This is a genomic window from Bradyrhizobium genosp. L, assembly GCF_015624485.1.
GTDB lineage: Bacteria > Pseudomonadota > Alphaproteobacteria > Rhizobiales > Xanthobacteraceae > Bradyrhizobium.
In genome coordinates, this window is record NZ_CP061378.1 from 5,783,844 (window position 1) to 5,802,348 (window position 18,505).

10 protein-coding genes are annotated in these 18,505 nt (G+C 64.8%); 8 read left to right on the forward strand and 2 right to left on the reverse strand.

The annotated features are described in order from the left end of the window. Nucleotides 1-34: 34 nt before the first annotated feature. The 6 genes from IC762_RS27565 to treY are packed head-to-tail and all read left to right on the forward strand — an operon-like array spanning nt 35 to nt 14,058. The gene (locus IC762_RS27565; RefSeq protein ID WP_195785322.1) at nt 35-1,999 is read left to right on the forward strand and encodes an alpha-1,4-glucan--maltose-1-phosphate maltosyltransferase; all 1,965 of its coding nucleotides are present in this window, start codon (nt 35-37) and stop codon (nt 1,997-1,999) included. Further along, on the forward strand, nt 1,996-5,301 hold the full coding sequence (gene treS, locus IC762_RS27570) for a maltose alpha-D-glucosyltransferase (protein ID WP_195785323.1): 3,306 nt from the start codon (nt 1,996-1,998) through the stop codon (nt 5,299-5,301). The genes IC762_RS27565 and treS overlap by 4 nt, the downstream gene beginning before the upstream one ends. Next, the gene (gene glgB, locus IC762_RS27575; protein ID WP_195785324.1) at nt 5,298-7,445 is read left to right on the forward strand and encodes a 1,4-alpha-glucan branching protein GlgB; all 2,148 of its coding nucleotides are present in this window, start codon (nt 5,298-5,300) and stop codon (nt 7,443-7,445) included. The genes treS and glgB overlap by 4 nt, the downstream gene beginning before the upstream one ends. A 4-nt stretch (nt 7,446-7,449) precedes the next feature. Next, nucleotides 7,450-9,522: a glycogen debranching protein GlgX gene (glgX, locus tag IC762_RS27580; RefSeq protein WP_195785325.1), complete on the forward strand. Its 2,073-nt coding sequence runs from the start codon at nt 7,450-7,452 to the stop codon at nt 9,520-9,522. Next, entirely contained in the window at nt 9,519-11,273 is a 1,755-nt protein-coding gene (gene treZ, locus IC762_RS27585; protein ID WP_195785326.1) for a malto-oligosyltrehalose trehalohydrolase, read from the forward strand. The genes glgX and treZ overlap by 4 nt, the downstream gene beginning before the upstream one ends. Before the next feature lie 4 nt (nt 11,274-11,277). Then, nucleotides 11,278-14,058, forward strand: coding sequence for a malto-oligosyltrehalose synthase (treY, locus tag IC762_RS27590; protein ID WP_195785327.1), 2,781 nt, complete (start codon nt 11,278-11,280; stop codon nt 14,056-14,058). Nucleotides 14,059-14,067: 9 nt separating this feature from the next. On the opposite strand, the gene IC762_RS27595 is transcribed toward treY, so the two are convergent. After that, nucleotides 14,068-14,376, reverse strand: a complete 309-nt coding sequence (locus tag IC762_RS27595; protein WP_195785328.1) for a polyhydroxyalkanoic acid system family protein — start codon at nt 14,374-14,376, stop codon at nt 14,068-14,070. Between the two features lie 169 nt (nt 14,377-14,545). Between IC762_RS27595 and IC762_RS27600 the strand changes: the two genes are divergently transcribed. Beyond that, entirely contained in the window at nt 14,546-14,710 is a 165-nt protein-coding gene (locus tag IC762_RS27600; protein ID WP_021080901.1) for a DUF3309 family protein, read from the forward strand. 105 nt (nt 14,711-14,815) lie between these two features. Here IC762_RS27600 and ligD read toward each other — a convergent pair whose 3' ends face one another. Then, entirely contained in the window at nt 14,816-17,446 is a 2,631-nt protein-coding gene (ligD, locus tag IC762_RS27605; RefSeq protein ID WP_195785329.1) for a DNA ligase D, read from the reverse strand. Nucleotides 17,447-17,553: 107 nt separating this feature from the next. On the opposite strand from ligD, the gene IC762_RS27610 reads away from it, so the two are divergent. Next, nucleotides 17,554-18,441, forward strand: a complete 888-nt coding sequence (locus tag IC762_RS27610) for a Ku protein (RefSeq protein WP_195785330.1) — start codon at nt 17,554-17,556, stop codon at nt 18,439-18,441. The last annotated feature ends 64 nt before the right edge of the window (nt 18,442-18,505 follow it).

The following is an 18,505-nucleotide window of genomic DNA, read 5'->3' on the forward strand; positions in this document are numbered from 1 at the left end:
GGACGTCATTTGCTCCTACAATGGCGGCATCACCGTGAACAAAACTGCCCGGCCTGTCGAGAGTGCGCACGGCACTTTTCATATCACCGACATTTATCCGTCGGTCGATGGCGGCCGTTTTCCGGTCAAGCGCATCGTGGGCGAACAAGTCGAGGTGTGGGCCGATATCTATCGTGACGGGCACGACGTGATATCAGCCGTCTTGCTGTGGCGGCACGAGGATGGCGGCGAATGGCAGCAGGTGCCGATGACGTTCCATAGCGACGACCGCTGGGGCGGCAGTTTCGTGCCGGAACGGACAGGCCGCTACAGTTACGCGATCGAGGCCTGGACCGATGACTTCGCGACCTGGCGGCATCGCTTCGAGCAGCGGCAGCGCGACGGCGGCGACCACACGCTGGACGCGATCGAAGGCGCCGGCATGCTGACCCAGGCCCAGGCCGGCGGTCCCGCCGCGGCGGCCGTGATCATCAGGCAGTGCGAAATCTTTCTTGAGACCGGCGAGGCCGGCGCGTTGCTCGCGCCGGAATTGCAGGCGGCGATGGCCCGCAGCCAGTTTCGCCGCGACGTGACGCGCTCGCCGCTGTTTGCGCTGACCGTCGATCGGCCCCGCGCGCGCTGCGGCGCCTGGTACCAGATGTTTCCGCGCAGCCAGGGCAAGGTTGCAGGTGTCCATGCCACGTTCGGCGATTGCATGGCGCGGCTGCCCGACATCGCGGCGATGGGCTTTGACGTCGTGCTGCTGGCGCCGATCCACCCCATTGGCCGTACCCACCGCAAGGGCCGCAACAATGCCGCGATGGCGCAAGGAAACGATCCCGGCAGCCCCTACGCGATCGGCTCGACCGAAGGCGGTCACGATGCCGTGCATCCAGAGCTCGGCACGTTGGACGATTTCCGCGCCTTCGTGGCGGCGTGCCGCACATATGGCATCGAGGTCGCGCTCGACTTCGCCGTGCAATGCTCCCCCGATCATCCCTGGCTGACGCAGCATCCGGAGTGGTTCGCGCGTCGCCCGGACGGATCGATGCGCACGGCCGAACATCCGCCGCAGCGTTGGGACGACGTCGTCAATCCGGATTTCGCCGGCGAACACGCAGCCACGCTGTGGCAGGCGCTGCGCGACATCGTGCTGTTCTGGGTCGCGCAGGGCGTCAAGATCTTTCGGGTCGACAATCCCCACACCAAGTCGCTGCCGTTCTGGGAATGGCTGATCCGCGAGGTGCAGCGCCACGACGCGGACGTGCTGTTCCTCGCCGAAGCCTTCGCGCGGCCGAAACTCATGAAGGGCCTCGGCAAGCTCGGCTTCTCGCAGTCCTACAGCTATTTTACCTGGCGCACCCAGCGCGCAGAACTCGAGCAGTATCTCGGCGAATTGACCGCCTATCCGGAACGGGACTTCTTTCGGCCGAATTTCTTCGTCAACACACCGGATATCCTGCCCTTCCACCTGCAAAGCGGCGCCCCCTGGATCTTCAAAGCGCGCCTCGCGCTGGCCGCGACGCTGTCGAGCAATTACGGTATCTATAGCGGTTTCGAACTCTTGGAGCACGCGCCGATCCCCGGCCGGGAGGAATATGCCGATTCCGAGAAATACCAGATCAAGGTCCGCGACTGGGACGCGAGCGGGAACATCAAGCCCTATATCGCCACGCTCAACCGGATCAGGCGCGGCAATCCGGCGCTGCAACAGACGGCGAATGTTCGCTTTATCGGTATCGAGGACGGCGACGTGACCGGTTTTGTCAAGGAAGCGGTCGATCAGAGCAATGTGATCGTCACGGCGATTGCATTGACATCGGATGCGCATGAGTTCTGGCTTCCGCTCGGCGACGTCATGGTCGGCGTCGGCGAGGCCCGCCGGCCGGTCGCGGCCGTGGACAATCTCGTCACCGGCGAGCGTCACACCGTGGAATGGGGAGGCGTGCGCCTGCGTATCGATCCTGCGCGCGATCCCGCGCTGCTGCTTTGCTGCGTGGCCTCGAGGGAGCCGTCATGAACGTATTCTCCACCGTCGACATCAAGGAGAAGATCACGATCGAGGCCGCCGACCAGCTCTGGCACAAGGACGCGATCATCTACCAGCTCCATGTCAAGGCCTTCGCCGACAGCAACAATGACGGCATCGGCGATTTCGCAGGCCTGACGGAGAAGCTCGGCTATCTGCAGGAGCTCGGCGTCACCGCGCTGTGGCTGTTGCCGTTCTATCCTTCGCCCGGCCGCGACGACGGCTACGACATCGCCGACTATGGCGACATCAATCCCGACTTCGGGACGATGAAGGATTTCAAGCGCTTCATCCAGGAGGCCAAGAAGCGCGGCCTGCGCGTCATCACCGAACTCGTCGTCAACCACACCTCCGACCAGCACGCCTGGTTCAAGCGCGCGCGCCGCAGCCCGCCGAATTCCAGCGCGCGCAGCTGGTACGTCTGGAGCGACACCGACCAGAAATATCTCGATACCAGGATCATCTTCACCGATACCGAGAAGTCGAACTGGACCTGGGATCCGGAAGCCGGCCAGTTCTACTGGCACCGCTTCTTCTCGCACCAGCCGGATCTGAACTTCGACAATCCGCGCGTGGTGAGCGCCATCACGCAGGTGATGAAGCGCTGGCTCGACACCGGTGTCGACGGCTTCCGGCTCGACGCCATTCCGTATCTGTGCGAGCGCGACGGCACCAACAACGAGAACCTGCCGGAGACGCACGCCATCATCAAGCGATTGCGCCGCGAGCTCGACGCCTACGCCAAGAACAAGATCCTGCTCGCCGAGGCCAACCAGTGGCCGGAGGACGTGCAGGAATATTTCGGCCGTGAAGACGAATGCCACATGGCCTATCACTTCCCGCTGATGCCGCGCATCTACATGGCGATCGCGCAGGAAGACCGCTTTCCGATCACCGACATCCTGAGGCAGACGCCCGACATCCCCGCGGCCTGCCAATGGGCGCTGTTCCTGCGCAATCACGACGAGCTGACGCTCGAAATGGTCACCGATGTCGAGCGCGACTATCTGTGGTCGACCTATGCCAACGATCCACGCGCCCGCATCAATGTCGGCATCCGCCGGCGTCTTGCTCCACTCATGGACAATGACCGCCGCAAGATCGAGCTGATGAACTCGCTGCTGCTGTCGTTTCCGGGCACGCCGATCATCTATTACGGCGACGAGATCGGCATGGGCGACAACATCTATCTCGGCGACCGTAACGGCGTGCGCACGCCGATGCAGTGGTCGCCGGACCGCAATGGCGGTTTCTCGCGCGCCGATCCGGCGCGGCTCTACGCCCCGATGATCATGGACCCGGTCTATGGCTACGAGGCCGTCAATGTCGAGGCGCAGTCGCGCAGCCTGTCGTCGCTGCTGTCGGCGACCAAGCGGCTGATCGCGGTGCGCAAGTCGACGCTGGCGTTCGGGCGCGGCACCATGACCTTCATCCGCCCGGAGAACCGCTCGGTGCTCGCCTATGTCAGGCAGTACAATGGCGAGGTGATCCTGTGCGTCGCCAATCTGTCGCGCTCGGCGCAGGCGACCGAGCTCGACCTCTCCGCCTTCAAGGACCGCATTCCGCTCGAGATGCTCGGGCGCACGCGCTTTCCCGCGATCGGCGAACTGCCCTACATGATCACGCTCGCGCCTTACGGCTTCTACTGGTTCGAATTGCGGGAGCGCGACAAGTCCGAGCCCGTGGTGCCGCGCGCGGTGCCCGAGTTCGAGACCATGGTGGTGCCGGTGAATTCCACCTGGACGTCGCTTGCGCGCGAACGCGGCATGTTCGAGCGCGACGTGCTGCCGGGTCATCTCGCCCGCACCCGCTGGTATCCGGAGCACTCCGCCAAGGCAATCCAGCCGACGCTGGTATCCGCGGTCCCGTTCTGCGACATCGGCGACAACCGGCCCTGGCTGATCTTCTTCGAGACCACCGAGCGCGGCACCACGAGCCGCTACGTGCTGCCGATGCAGATCGAATGGGTTCGCTTCGACCGCGAACGCTACAACCCGCGCGCCTTCGCCGCCGTGCGCCAGGGCGCCCGCGAAGGCACGCTGCTCGACGTCGCGACCGACCAGATCTTCACCGGCCTGTTCCTGCGCAATCTGCGGGAGAACCTCACGGTCGACGAGGGTGAGCAGGGGCTGAAGCTGGAATTCCGCCCGACCAGCCGCTTCTCCGACAGACCGGTGCGGCAGCCCGAGCGCATCCGCGTGTTCGAGAACGACCAGCCGCATTCGACCGCGCTGGTCGACAATGAATACGTCACCAAGATCTATCGCAAGCTCGAGGTCGGCATCAATCCGGAGATCGAGATCTGCCGCTTCCTCACCGAAGTGGTCGGCTTCCCGAATACGCCCGCTTTGCTCGGCACTGCCGAGCTGGTCGAGGGCGACAAGCGCAGCGCGATCGCGGTGCTGCATGCCATGGTGGTCAATCAGGGCGATCTCTGGACCGTCGGCGCCGGCCATCTCGACCGCTTCGTCGAGACGCAGCGGCTGCTGGCGCGGAGCGAACACCGCGCCGACAACGACGACCAGGGCTCCTATCTGCGCCAGATGTCGCAGGGCGGCAAGCGCCTCGCCGAGCTGCACATCGCGCTCGCCAGCAACCGCGAGCTGCCCGATTTCACGCCCGAACCGACCAAGCCTGAAGACCTGCAGCGCTGGAACGACGAGATCATGGCCCGCGCCGAGCGCGTGTTCGACACGCTGAAGCAGCGCCGCGACACCATGAAGGAAGCTGACCGGCTGCTGGCGGACCAGCTGCTGGCCCGTCATGATCTGCTTCCGGAGCAGTTGAAGGCGCTGCTGCCGCGCGAGATCGACGGCTTCAACATCCGCCATCACGGCGATCTGCATCTCGGCCAGTTGCTGGTGGTGAAGGACGACGTCTTCATCATCGATTTCGACGGCGGACCGGGCCGTACCATTGCCGAGCGCCGCCGCAAGGCGCCGCCGGCGCGCGACGTAGCCGGCCTGATCCGCTCGATCGACTACGCGACGACGGCCGCCCTCGAACGCGCGCTCAAGGTCACGCCCGACGAGGGCGGCAGGCTGAGTCTCGCTTTGGCCGAGTGGCGCGACCGCGCCGCGGACGCTTTCCTGGACTCCTACCGCGAGGCCATGGCGGGCCAGCGGCTATGGCCGGCCGATGCCGGCGCCGCCGATCGCCTGCTCGGCTTTTTCCTGCTTGAGAAGGCCTTCTACGAGATCGAATATGAGTTGACCAACCGGCCGGATTGGCTACGCGTGCCACTGACCGGCCTGTTGAGGATTTTGGCACAACAGCCGCGTGAGGTTGCATGAACAAATTGCCCGCCGAGGCCTATGCCATCATCGAGGGTCGGCACACCGATCCTTTCCACTATCTCGGCCTCCATACCGAGGGCGACCGCAAGGTCGTGCGAGCCTTCCTGCCCAACGCCAGCAATGTCGAGGCGATCGGCGAGCATGGCGAGACGGCGCCGCTCGCCAAGATCCACGATTCCGGCCTGTTCGCGGGCCCCCTGCCCAACGGCTCGACGCGCTACCAGCTCCGCGCGCGCTTTGGCGACGACGTCGTCGAGCTGGAAGACGCCTACCGGTTTCCGCCGATCCTGAGCGATTTCGATCTCTATCTGCTCGGCGAGGGCACGCATCAGCGCGTCTACGACACGCTCGGCGCGCATCCGATGACGCTCGACGGCGTCGACGGCATCGGCTTCGTGGTGCTGGCGCCGAATGCGCGGCGGGTCAGCGTGGTCGGCGACTTCAATTTCTGGGACGGACGGCGGCACCCGATGCGGGTGCGCGGCCCCGGCTATTGGGAGCTGTTCATCCCGCGCGCCCGCGTCGGCGACCATTACAAATTCGAGGTCATCGGGCGCAACGGCCAGCATCTGCCGCTGAAGTCGGATCCGCTCGCCTTTGCCGCCGAGGTGCGGCCGAAGACCGCCTCGATCGTGATCGACGAACGCAAGATCCCGCATCCGCGCCCTGCCCCCGATCGAATCAACGCGCTGAGCTCGCCGATGTCGATCTACGAGGTCCATCTCGGCTCGTGGCGGCGCAAGGGCCGCAACGAGTGGCTGACCTATCGCGAGATGGCCGAGCAGCTTCCCGCCTATGTCAGCGATCTCGGCTTCACCCATATCGAATTCCTGCCGATATCAGAACACCCGTTCGACGGCTCCTGGGGCTACCAGCCGACCGGCATGTTCGCGCCGACCAGCCGGTTCGGCTCGCCCGACGATTTCGCCGCGCTGGTCGATGCCTGCCACGGCGCCGGCCTCGGCGTACTGCTCGACTGGGTGCCCGGACATTTCCCCGACGACCCCCATGGCCTCGGCCATTTCGATGGCACCGCGCTCTACGAGCACGCCAACCCGCTGCAGGGCCGTCATCTCGACTGGGGCACGCTGATCTACAATTACGGGCGCACCGAGGTGACCAATTTCCTGGTCTCGAACGCGCTGTTCTGGCTTGAGCGCTACGGCATCGATGGTCTGCGCGTCGATGCCGTCGCCTCCATGCTCTATCTCGACTACAGCCGTCCCGCCGGCGGTTGGATCCCGAACAAATATGGCGGCCGCGAGAACATCGAAGCGATCGATTTCCTGCGCCGCTTCAACACCGAAGTCTTTGCGCACTTTCCGCAGGCCACCACGGCTGCGGAGGAATCCACCGCATGGCCGCAGGTGTCGCGGCCGGTCGAATATGGCGGGCTCGGCTTCGGCTACAAGTGGAACATGGGCTGGATGCACGACACCCTGAAATATATCGGCAAGGATCCGATCCACCGCAAATACCATCACGGCGACATCCTGTTCGGCCTGCACTACGCGTTCTCGGAAAACTTCATCCTGCCGCTGTCGCATGACGAGGTCGTGCACGGCAAGCGCTCGATCCTGGGGCGCATGCCGGGCGACGACTGGCAGCGCTTCGCCAATCTGCGCGCCTATTACAGCTTCATGTTCGCCCATCCCGGCAAGAAGCTGATGTTCATGGGGTGCGAATTCGGCCAGGAGCGCGAGTGGAATCACGACTATTCGATCGACTGGCACCTGCTGGATCAGCCCAAGCACAAGGGCATTCAGAACGTGGTTCGCGACCTCAACCGGCTCTACCGCGCGCTACCGGCGCTGCATGAGCTCGACTGCGACCAGGCCGGATTCGAATGGGTCGTGACCGACGACGCCAGCAACAATGTGTTCGCCTGGCTGCGCAAGGGCAGCGATGCGCGATCGCGCTGCCTGGTGGTCACGAACTTCTCGCCCAACGTCTATCGCAACTACCGGGTCCGCGTGCCGTTCGCCGGCAAGTGGCACGAGGTGCTCAACTCGGATTCCGCGCATTATGGCGGCACCAATGTCGGCAATGCCGGCGAGATCCGTGCCTCGGAAGGCGCGACACCCGAATTGACCCTGACCATTCCGCCGCTGGCTGCGATCTTCCTCGTACCGGAAAGCTGACTTGATGCGATTGACCGGGGGCACGTCCGCACGGCTCGGCGCAAGCTGGGACGGCAGGGGCACCAATTTTGCGCTGTTCTCGGCGAATGCAGAGAAGGTCGAACTATGCCTGTTCGACGGCCAGGGCCGCCGCGAACTCGAGCGCATCGAGCTGCCGGAGCGCACCGAGGACGTCTGGCACGGCTACCTGAACGACATTTCGCCCGGCCAGCTCTACGGCTATCGCGTCTACGGTCCTTACGCGCCGGAGCGCGGCCACCGCTTCAATGCCAACAAGCTGCTGCTTGATCCCTACGCCAAGCGGCTCGCGGGACGGCTGGTGTGGAGCGATGCGCACTTCGCCTATCGCACCGGCAGCGCGCGCGAAGACCTCTCGTTCGACCGGCGTGACAACGCCCGCGGCATGCCGAAGGCCATGGTGGTCGATGAGACCTTCAACTGGGGTCGCCGCGAGATCAGGCCGCACGTTCCCTGGGAAGACACCATCATCTACGAGGCCCACGTCAAGGGCCTGACCCAGAAGCGTGAGGACGTGCCGCCGAATTTGCGCGGCACCTATGGCGGGCTGTCGTCGCCGGCAATGATCGATCACTTCAAGCGGCTCGGCGTCACCACCATCGAGCTGCTGCCGGTCCACGGCCTGATCGACGACCGCATCCTGGTCGAGAAGAAGCTTTCGAACTACTGGGGCTACAACAGCATCGCCTTCTTCGCGCCGGAAGCACGCTACGCCCAGGACAATGTGCTGGACTCCTTCCGCACCACGGTTGCGCGGCTGCACGACGCCGGCATCGAGGTGCTGCTCGACGTCGTCTACAACCACACCGCCGAAGGCAACCACATGGGCCCGACGCTGTGCTTCCGCGGCATCGACAACGCCTCCTATTACTGGCTGAACCGCGAGAACCCGCGGTTCTACGACGACTTCACCGGCTGCGGCAGCTCGGTCAACCTCACCCATCCGCGCGTGATGCAGATGGTGATGGATTCGCTGCGCTACTGGGTCGAGGTCTGCCATGTCGACGGCTTCCGCTTCGACCTGGCGACCACGCTGGCACGGGGGCCGAACGGCTTCGATCGCGGCCATTCGTTCCTCACCGCCGTGCGCCAGGATCCGGTTCTGGCGACGGTGAAGATGATCGCCGAACCGTGGGACCTCGGCCTCGGCGGCTACCAGGTCGGCGGCTTTCCCTCGCAATGGTCGGAATGGAACGACCGCTATCGCAGCGCGATGCGGCGCTATTGGAGCGGTGAAGGCAGCCTGATCGGCGAAATCTCCGGTCGCATGACCGCCTCCTCCGACCTGTTCCACCATGACGGCCGCGCCACGCGCGCCAGCATCAACCACATCACGGTGCATGACGGCTTCACGCTCGCCGACCTCTTCAGCTACAACGAGAAGCACAACGAGGCCAATGGCGAGGACAATCGCGACGGCTCCAACGATAATCTCTCCAACAATTGCGGCCATGAGGGCCCGACCGACGATCTCAAGATCAACATGCTGCGACGGCAATTGCGCAAGAATGCGCTGGCCTGCCTGTTGCTCGCACAGGGCACGCCGCTGATCCTCGCCGGCGACGAGGCCGCCAACACCCAGAACGGCAACAACAACGCCTATTGCCAGGACAATGAGACCGGTTGGGTCGGCTGGGAAAATCTCGGTACCGAGGACGACTTCATCGACTTCATCGGCCATCTCGCGGCCTTGCGCAGCCGCTTCGGCCAGCTCCGCTGCCAGCGCTGGCTCGACGGCCGCCGCGCCGACGGCAGCTATGGCGTGCTGTGGCTGACGCCTGCGGCGGAGGAGATGAAGGAGTCCGACTGGAAATTCCCGGAAGGCCGGTTCGTCGCCTATGTCATGGGGCCGATGGAACCGGGACAGGCGCCGATCTTTATCGTGCTGAATGCCGCACCGGAGGAGATCGCGTTCAAGATGCCGAAGATGCCCGAATACAAGAGCTGGCAGCAGGTGCTGAATACGACCAAGAGCGCGCAGACCGCCGAGGAATTTCTCTCCGGCGCCGACAACAAGGCACCGCCACGTGCGGTGCTGGCCTTTGCAGGCGCCGCATGAACGCACAGCATTTCGGCCCGGAGCTGACCGCTGACGGTACACGCTTTCGGCTATGGGCGCCGGCGGCCAAGCGCGTCGACCTGCTGCTCGACCGGCCGCATGCGCTGACCCGCGACGCAGCCGGCTGGTACGTAGCGGAAATTCCGGGCGTGCGCGCGAGCACGCCTTACAAATTCCGCATCGATGATGAACTCGACGTCCCCGATCCGGCCTCCGCCTTCCAGCCGGACGACGTGTCCGGTCCGAGCGAGGTAATCGATCATTCCGCCTTCAAATGGCGCGCGACGGAGTGGCGCGGGCGCCCGTGGCATGAAGCCGTTGTGCTCGAAGCCCATGTCGGCACCTTCACGCGAGCGGGCACCTATCGCGCCATGATCGACAAGCTCGATCATCTGGTTGCGACCGGCGTCACCGCGCTCGAGTTGATGCCGCTGGCGGATTTCGCCGGCAAGCGCAACTGGGGCTATGACGGCGTGCTGTGGTACGCGCCCGACAGCGTTTACGGACGCCCCGAGGATCTCAAGACCCTGATCGACGAAGCGCATCTGCGCGGCCTGATGGTGATGCTCGACGTGGTCTACAATCATTTCGGCCCGGAGGGGAATTACCTCGGCCGCTACGCGCCGAGTTTCTTCACCGATGCGCATACGCCGTGGGGCAGCGCGATCGATTACCGCGTCGCGGAAGTGCGCGCGTTTGCGGTCGGCAGCGTGGTGAGCTGGCTGCGCGATTATCGTTTCGACGGGCTGCGGTTCGACGCGGTGAACATGATCGTCGAGGCCGGAGATGTCGCCGTCGTGCACGACTTCAGCAACGCGGCGGGCCGCCTCGCGGCAGAGACCGGCCGGCACATCAACCTCGTGCTCGAAAACGGCGACAACCTCGCGAGCCTGCTGGATGCAGCGGAGGATCCGCCGCGCGGCAAGTTCCGCGGACAGTGGAATGACGACTATCATCACGCCTGGCACGTGCTGCTGACCGGCGAGACCCAGGGCTATTACGAGGACTACCAGCGCGCGCCGAAGCAGGACCTCGCCCGCGCGCTGTCCTCCGGTTACATCTATCAAGGCGAGGTTTCGGCCTTCTGGGGCAACAAGCCCCGCGGCGAGCTGAGCGGCGCGCTGTCGCCGACCTGCTTCATCAACTTCCTGCAGAACCACGACCAGATCGGCAACCGACCACTGGGCGATCGCCTCGTCAGCATCGCCAAGCCGGAAGCGGTGGCCGCGGCGCTCGCGGTGACGCTGATCGCGCCGACCACGCCGATGCTGTTCATGGGCGAGGAATGGGGCGCGACGCAGCCGTTCCCGTTCTTCTGCGATTTCAAGGGCGACCTCGCCAACGCCGTGCGCAAGGGACGCCGCGAGGAATTCGCCTGGGCCTATGCCAAATATGGCGACGATGTCCCTGATCCACTTGCCGAGACGACGATGCAATCGGCCGTGCTCGACTGGACCGCGCTGGACTATGATCCCGGCCGCGCGCGCCTCGAGCTGGTGCGCGGCCTGCTCGCGGTGCGCCGGCGCGAAATCACGCCGCGACTTGCCGGCGCCCGATTTGGCGACGCCAGCGTGAATGACGACCTGCTCACCGCGCATTGGCAGATGAGTGACGGTCACACGCTCTGGCTCACCGCCAATCTGTCGGACCACGCGATCACGGATGCTCCCGGGCCAAAGGGAACCGCGATCTGGGGCGGCGCGTTGTCAGGCAACCTCCCCGGCTGGGCGGTGCTTTGGCACATCGGATAGCACAATGCCTTCGGCGATCCCGATCGCGACTTACCGCCTGCAACTCACCGCCGATTTCGACTTCGATGCCGCCGCACGCGTGGCGCCGTATCTGAAATCGCTCGGCATCAGCCATGTCTATGCCTCGCCCTTCACGAAGGCGCGCAAGGGCTCGAGCCATGGCTATGACGTCGTCGATCACACCAGGTTCAATCCGGAACTCGGCGGCGAACAGGGCTTCATGCGGCTGGGCGAGGCGCTGAAGCGCAGCGATCTCGGCCTGATCCTGGATTTCGTGCCGAACCATGTCGGCGTGCACTTCGCGGACAACCCGTGGTGGCTCGACGTGCTGGAATGGGGACCGGTCTCGCCGCATGCGGTTTCGTTCGACATCGACTGGGACCAGCTGCCGTACCGCGCGCGCGGCGGCGTGCTGTTGCCGATCCTGGGCGGGTCCTATGGCGAGGTGCTGGAGCGCGGCGAGATCGAGCTGCGCTACGACGACAGCGAGGGCAGCTTTTCGGCATGGTATTTCGAGCACCGCCTGCCGATCGCGCCGGAGCGTTACGGCGAAGTCTTGCGCGCCATCGTCCGCGAGGCCGCTGCGGAAGACAGCGTGGCCGGACGAACCATGCTCGAACTCACGGCACGATACCGGGGCCTGCGTCATCCCAACCGCGCCGAGGCGCCCGGCCTCAAGGCCGAGCTCCGCGCGATCGACGGCGGCACCGGGATCATCACGCGCGGCCTTGCCGCCTATCGCGCCGGCGAGGACCGTCCCACGCAGACCTTGGCACTGCATCATCTGCTGGAACGCCAGCACTACAAGCTCGGCCACTGGCGGCTTGCCTCGAGTGACATCAACTACCGCCGCTTCTTCGACATCAACACGCTGGCCGGCCTGCGGGTCGAGGATGCCCACACTTTTGAAGCCAGCCACAGCCTGGTGCAGCGGCTGATCGCCGAAGACCGGCTGCAGGGCCTGCGGCTCGACCACATCGACGGCCTGCGCGACCCCGCGCAATATTTCCAGCGGCTGCGCCGCCTGATCCGCACGGCGCAACGCACCAAGCCAAAGCCGTTCTACATGGTGGTCGAGAAGATCCTCGGCGAGGATGAAGACCTGCCGAAGTTCAGCGGGGTCCATGGCACCACCGGCTATGAATGGATGAACGTGATCAGCCAGCTGCTGGTCGATGGCGCAGGCCTCGATCCGCTCAGCGAGATCTGGCGCCAGATCAGCAACCGCTCGCCGAATTTGACGCCGATGCTGCGCGAGGCCAAGCGGCGCGTGCTGGAGACGCTGTTGACCAGCGAATTCACGGTGCTGGCGCGGCTCCTGGCACGGATCGCCAACGGCCATTATTCGAGCCGCGATTTCTCGGCCGACAGCCTGCGGCAGGCGCTCGAGCTCTATGTGCTGCATTTCCCGGTCTACCGCACCTATCTCACCGCCTCAGGCCCGACCGCACACGACCGCGCCCTGATCAACCAGACGATCACGCGCGCCCGCGCCGACTGGTTCGCCGCAGACGAGGGCATCTTTGACTTCCTGCGCGACGCGCTGACCATGGACCTCCTCAAGCCCGGCCGGCCGCCGCACTCCGCGCCGCGGGTCCGCCGCTTCGCCCTGAAGGTGCAGCAGTTCACCGGACCGATGATGGCGAAGTCGCTGGAGGACACCACCTTCTATCGCTATCACCGCCTGCTGGCGCTGAACGAGGTCGGCGGCGATCCTGCGGCACGCGCGCTTCCCGCCGATCGCTTCCATGCCATGATGCAGGCCCGCGCCCGCGACTGGCCGCACGGCATGACCGCGACCGCGACCCACGACACCAAGCGCGGCGAGGACGCCCGCGCTCGCATCATGGCGCTTGCCGAACTCCCCGGCGAATGGACCAGCGCAGTGGCACGCTGGAAGGTGTTGAACGCGCCGCATCTCGTGCTCAACGGCGAGATGCGTGCGCCGTCGGCGACGTTCGAATACATGCTGTATCAGGCCCTGCTCGGCGCCTGGGATCCCGATGACAGGGATTTTGTCGAACGCATCCAGGCCTATGCGCTGAAGGCCGCGCGCGAGGGCAAGCAGGAGACGAGCTGGCTCAATCCGCATGAACCCTATGAAGCGGGCGTGAAGACCTTCATCGACCGCATCCTGGATCGCAACACCTCGCCGGAATTCCTCGATGCGCTGGAGACCCTGGCGCAACGTACCGCATTGATCGGCGCGCTGAACTCGCTGAGCCAGGTGACCTTGAAGGCGACCATGCCCGGCGTGCCGGATTTCTATCAGGGCACCGAGACGTGGGATCTGTCGCTGGTCGACCCCGACAATCGCCGCCCGATCGATTTTGCCGCACGCGCGGCGATGCTTACGACGCTGGAGACGCCGGATTGGGATGCGCTGGCGCAGAACTGGCGCGACGGCCGCCTGAAGTTCGCCTGGACACGGCATCTGCTGCTGCTGCGCAACGCGCACGGCGACGTATTTGCCAATGGCGACTATGAACCGCTCACGGTGAGCGGCCCGCACCGCGACCACGTCATCGCCTTTGCCAGGCGCCATGGCCGCGATGCCGTGATCGTCGCGGTGGTGCGCGCATTCGCGCCGTTCACGCAGGGCGGACGGAGCTGGCCGCGTCCCGAGGCGTTCGAGGGCGAGATCGACGTGACGGGGTATGCGCTCGCGGAAGGCGCACGCAAGGTCCAGCTCTCGACACTGTTCGCGGACCTGCCGGTCGCGATATTGAAGGCGAAGACGGCAGGCGCGAAGCGCGCGCCAAAGCCGGCGCGCTCGCACGCCTAGCAGAGCCCGTCAGCGCTTGGTCAGCAGCAGCTGCCCGCGCTTCTGGATCGCGATCTGCGCCAGCTCGGCGAAACGCTGCAGCAGCGAGGGCAGCGTCACTTCGAGGCGCACACAGCTGTCCTCGACATCGAGATGCCCGGCCGCAACCTGGCCCAGCGCCCGGACGCGGAAAATCATGCGGTTATCGTCCCAGCGCTCCTCGTCGACCTCGAGCACCGGCACGCTTGCCGCCGCGCGCGACAGCCCACTCTTCAGGCGGCGCATGGCCTCGTCGCGGCCGAGACTGTGCGGAATCGAAACGATCAGCGGCGCCGACATCGCGGTGCACTCCTTCGTGGATTCACCTCATGTAGTTCTGTTCCTAAGCAAACGGAAGAACCTCACAGTTTTATCGCAGCGCCACAACCGGAACCTTCACAGTTCCGGGTTGTTTCCTTTTCCGAAGGGCAGAGACGAAACGACCCCACGGGGCTGAGGAGACTTCAAGATGTCAATTGGAACGATCATTCTCATTATCCTGGTCATCGCGCTGCTTGGCGGCTTCAGCGGCATCGGCGGCGGACCGTTCTACGGCACCGGCTATTACGGCGGCGGCGGATTGGGCCTGGTGATCGTGATCCTGCTGATCCTGCTATTGCTCGGCAGGCTGTAAGTCGGAGCCGTAGGGTGGGCAAAGGAGCGCAAGCGACGTGCCCACCTTCACGAGCGCAGCAAAAAAGGTGGGCACGCTTCGCTTTGCCCACCTTACGTACCTCGACTACTGCGCCGCGAGCTTCTTGATCGCGGACCTGATCGAACCCGCCGCGTCCTCGTAACCATCCCACGCCTTCGACTTCGCGAGCAGCGCCGGCACGCTGCGCAGTGTGTATTTTGTCGGATCGAGGTCGCCGCGGACCTGGGTCCAGGTCAGCGGCATCGACACCGTAGCGCCCGGGCGTGCCCGCGGCGACAGCACCGCGACCGCGGTCGAGAGCCTGTCGTTGCGCAGATAGTCGAGAAAGATCTTCCCCGTGCGCTTGGCCTTGGACATGTTGATCAGATAGCGCGCGGGATCGTCCTGCTCCATCCATTGGCAGATCGCTTGCGCAAAAGCCTTGGCCTCCTTCCACGTCACCTTGTCCTTGCCGCCCGACAGCAACGGCGCCACGACGTGCAGGCCCTTGCCGCCGGTGGTCTTGCAGAAGCTCTCGAGGCCGACCGCCGTCAACCGCTCGCGCATCTCCTTGGCGGCCTCGACCACATCGGCGAATGCGACGTCGGGTGCAGGATCGAGATCGAACACCAGCCGGCCCGGCGTGTCATAGGCGTCGGGCGCGCAATTCCAGGGATGCAGCTCGAGCCCGCCGAGCTGCGCCACCGCAGCCAGCCCCTCGACCTGGTCAATCTGTAGATAGGGTTTGCGGTCGCCTGCCACTTTGGCGAGCTTCAACAGCTTCGAGGTACCGGCCATGGCGTGGCGCTGGAAGAAGGTCTCGCCGTTGATGCCGTCGGGCGCGCGCACGATCGAGCACGGCCGGCCCTTGAGATAAGACATCATCCATTCGCCGACCGCCTCAAAATATCGTGCAAGATCGAGCTTGGTCACCGGCTCGCCGTCGCCGGCGTCGGGCCACAGCGCCTTGTCCGGATGCGAGATGACGACGCCCATCACCTCGCTCTTTGCCGCACCCTTGCTCGCAGTGCCTTTTGCCGCGCTCTTCGCCATCGGCTTCACCACCCTGGTTGCGACTGGCATCTCGGCCTCCACCTCGTGCGCCGGCTTGTCCTGACGCAGGCCCTTGAACGCGGCCTGGCGAATATTGCCGGCATCGGTCCAGCCACCGAACTCGATCTCGGCGACCAGCTCCGGCTTCAGCCAGTGCACGTCGCGGGTCTTCTTCGGCGCGTCCTTGCCGCCGAACGGGCTGTTGTCCGACGCCGCCGCCTTCAGCGCCGGCATGATGCGGCGGACCGTGTCCTGGCCGAATCCGGTGCCGACGATGCCGACAAAGACGAGATGATCGCCGCGATAGACGCCGGCCATCAGCGAGCGGAATTTGCCGTTGGTCGTTTTCCAGCCGCCGAGCACCACCTCCTGGCCGGCGCGGATTTTTGCTTTGGTCCAGTCATCGGAACGACCAGACCGATAAGCGCCATCGAGCCGCTTGGAGACGATGCCTTCGAGTTTCAGCTTGCGCGCCGATTCCAGCACTGCCGGGCCGCTTTCCTCGAAATGTTCGACATATCGGATCACCGGGTTTTTGCCCTTGCGCGCCTCGAGCAACGCCTTCAGCCGCGCCTTGCGTTCGGCAAGCGGCAGCGGACGCAAATCATTGGTGCCCTCGAACAGCAGGTCGAACGCGTAGAACACCAGCCGGTCGGTCTTGCCGTCGGAGAGTGCGGCCTGCAGCGTCGAGAAATGCGGGGTGCCGTGCTTGTCGAGCGCGACGATCTCACCGTCGATCAGGACATCCGGCAGCCTGCCGGCCTCCTTGGCGATCGCGCCGAATTTCCCGGTCCAGTCGAGCCCCTTGCGGGTCTTCAGCACGGCTTCGCCGTCCTCGACGCGAAGCTGCACACGGTAGCCGTCGAATTTGATCTCGTGGCACCAGCCCGCGCCGCCGGGCGGCGTGTCGACGGCGGCGCAGAGCTGTGGCGAGACAAAGGCCGGCATCTCCGCGACCTGCTTCGGCTTCGGCTGCGCTTTCGGCGCCGGTGCCTTGGTCCTGGCGCGCTCGTCCGCAGCCAATCCGTGATTGGAGTGCCAGACTGCATCGGCTTTGGCTTTGCCATTGCCCTTCGCCAACATGAACGGCTTTGGCGCCTTGCCCTTGCCCGATGCGATCTGATCCATCGAGCGGCCGGATGCGACCGAGCGGTCCTCTGCAAGGATCTCTTCGCCGTTGCCTTCCACGGCATATTCGTCGCGATGCTTGATCAAGAGCCAGTTGGTGCGCTTGCCGCCATAGCGGTCGCTCTTCATCCGCACCAACACCCAGCTGCCATGCAGTTTCTCGCCGTCGAGCGTGAACTTCAGATCGCCCTTCCTGAAGCCGCGCTCGGGGTCGTCGGATTGCCAAAAGCCGCGATCCCAGAGCTGCACCGTGCCGCCACCATACTGGTCCTCGGGAATGGTGCCTTCGAAGTCGCCGTAGTCGAGCGGATGGTCCTCGACCTCGACCGCGAGCCGCTTGTCGTGCGGATCGAGCGAGGGCCCGCGCGTCACCGCCCAAGACTTGAAGGTGCCGTCGAATTCGAGCCGGAAATCATAGTGCAGCCGGGTCGCATCGTGCTTCTGGACCACGAAGCGCCGCAGCTCGGCCGGCGCCACCTTGACCTCGCCGGACGGCTCGCTGGTCTTCTCGAAATCGCGCTTCTTGCGGTAGGTCGACAGGTTTTTCAGCGGCACGTGCAAAGCCTCGGCGCAAACGACGACCGCCGCCTCCGCGCGGCTGTCAGGAACCAAAACCCACGGTATCCGTTCAAGTTCCAAACTCAAGCCGTTTGGAGATGATGATGGCCGCTCCCCGCGCTTACTGGAAAGGCACGCTCAAACTGTCGCTGGTGTCGTGCCCGGTGGCGCTGTACCCGGCTTCCACCGCGGTCGAGAAAACCCGCTTCCACATGATCAATCGCGAGACCGGCAACCGGCTGAAGCAGCAGATGGTCGACACCGAGACCGGCGACGTGGTCGAAGGCGAGCAGAAGGGCCGCGGCTACGAGGTCAGCAAGGGCAAATATGTCGAGATCGAGAAAGACGAGCTCGAGGCCGTTCAGATCGAGAGCAACCACACTATCGATATCGACTCCTTCGTGCCCGAAGGTGAGATCGACAAGCGCTATCTCGACCATCCCTATTACATCAGGCCCGATGGCAAGGCCGGCGTCGACGCCTTCGCGGTGATCCGCGATGCCATGAAAGATCAGGACCGCGTCGCGCTGGCGCGGATCGTCCTGACTAACCGCGAGCACGTCATTGCGATCGAACCGCTCGACAAGGGGATGCTCGCCACCACGCTACGCTACCCCTACGAGCTGCGCGACGCCGACGACTATTTCGACGATATCAAGAGCCCGAAGGTGACCAAGGACATGATCGAACTCGCCGGCCATATCCTGGACAGCAAGGCCGGCCATTTCGATCCGTCGACATTCAAGGACCAGTACGAGACCGCGCTGAAGACGCTGGTGCGCCGCAAGGCCGCCGGCAAGCCGATCAAGGCGGCTGCGCGCGAAGAGAAGCCGAGCAATGTGGTGAGCCTGATGGACGCGCTGAAGCAGAGCCTGAAGGGTGGGAAGGGCGGCGTGAGGCGTTCAGGCTCCACGGCGCGCCGCCAGACCTCGCACCGCCGCGCGGCGAAGAAGTCGCACCGGTCGAGCGCGCGGTCGCGCAAGGCGGGGTAGGTAACTCGTCATGGCCGGGCTTGACCCGGCCATCCACGACTTCGTCGCCAAGAGGATGGATGCC

Coding starts and splice junctions, on each gene's coding strand:
- treS (WP_195785323.1), top strand. CDS start 1,996: ATGAACGTATTCTCCACCGTCGACATCAAGGAGAAGATCACGATCGAG.
- glgB (WP_195785324.1), top strand. CDS start 5,298: ATGAACAAATTGCCCGCCGAGGCCTATGCCATCATCGAGGGTCGGCAC.
- glgX (WP_195785325.1), top strand. CDS start 7,450: ATGCGATTGACCGGGGGCACGTCCGCACGGCTCGGCGCAAGCTGGGAC.
- treZ (WP_195785326.1), top strand. CDS start 9,519: ATGAACGCACAGCATTTCGGCCCGGAGCTGACCGCTGACGGTACACGC.
- treY (WP_195785327.1), top strand. CDS start 11,278: ATGCCTTCGGCGATCCCGATCGCGACTTACCGCCTGCAACTCACCGCC.
- IC762_RS27595 (WP_195785328.1), bottom strand. CDS start 14,376: ATGTCGGCGCCGCTGATCGTTTCGATTCCGCACAGTCTCGGCCGCGAC.
- IC762_RS27600 (WP_021080901.1), top strand. CDS start 14,546: ATGTCAATTGGAACGATCATTCTCATTATCCTGGTCATCGCGCTGCTT.
- IC762_RS27610 (WP_195785330.1), top strand. CDS start 17,554: ATGGCCGCTCCCCGCGCTTACTGGAAAGGCACGCTCAAACTGTCGCTG.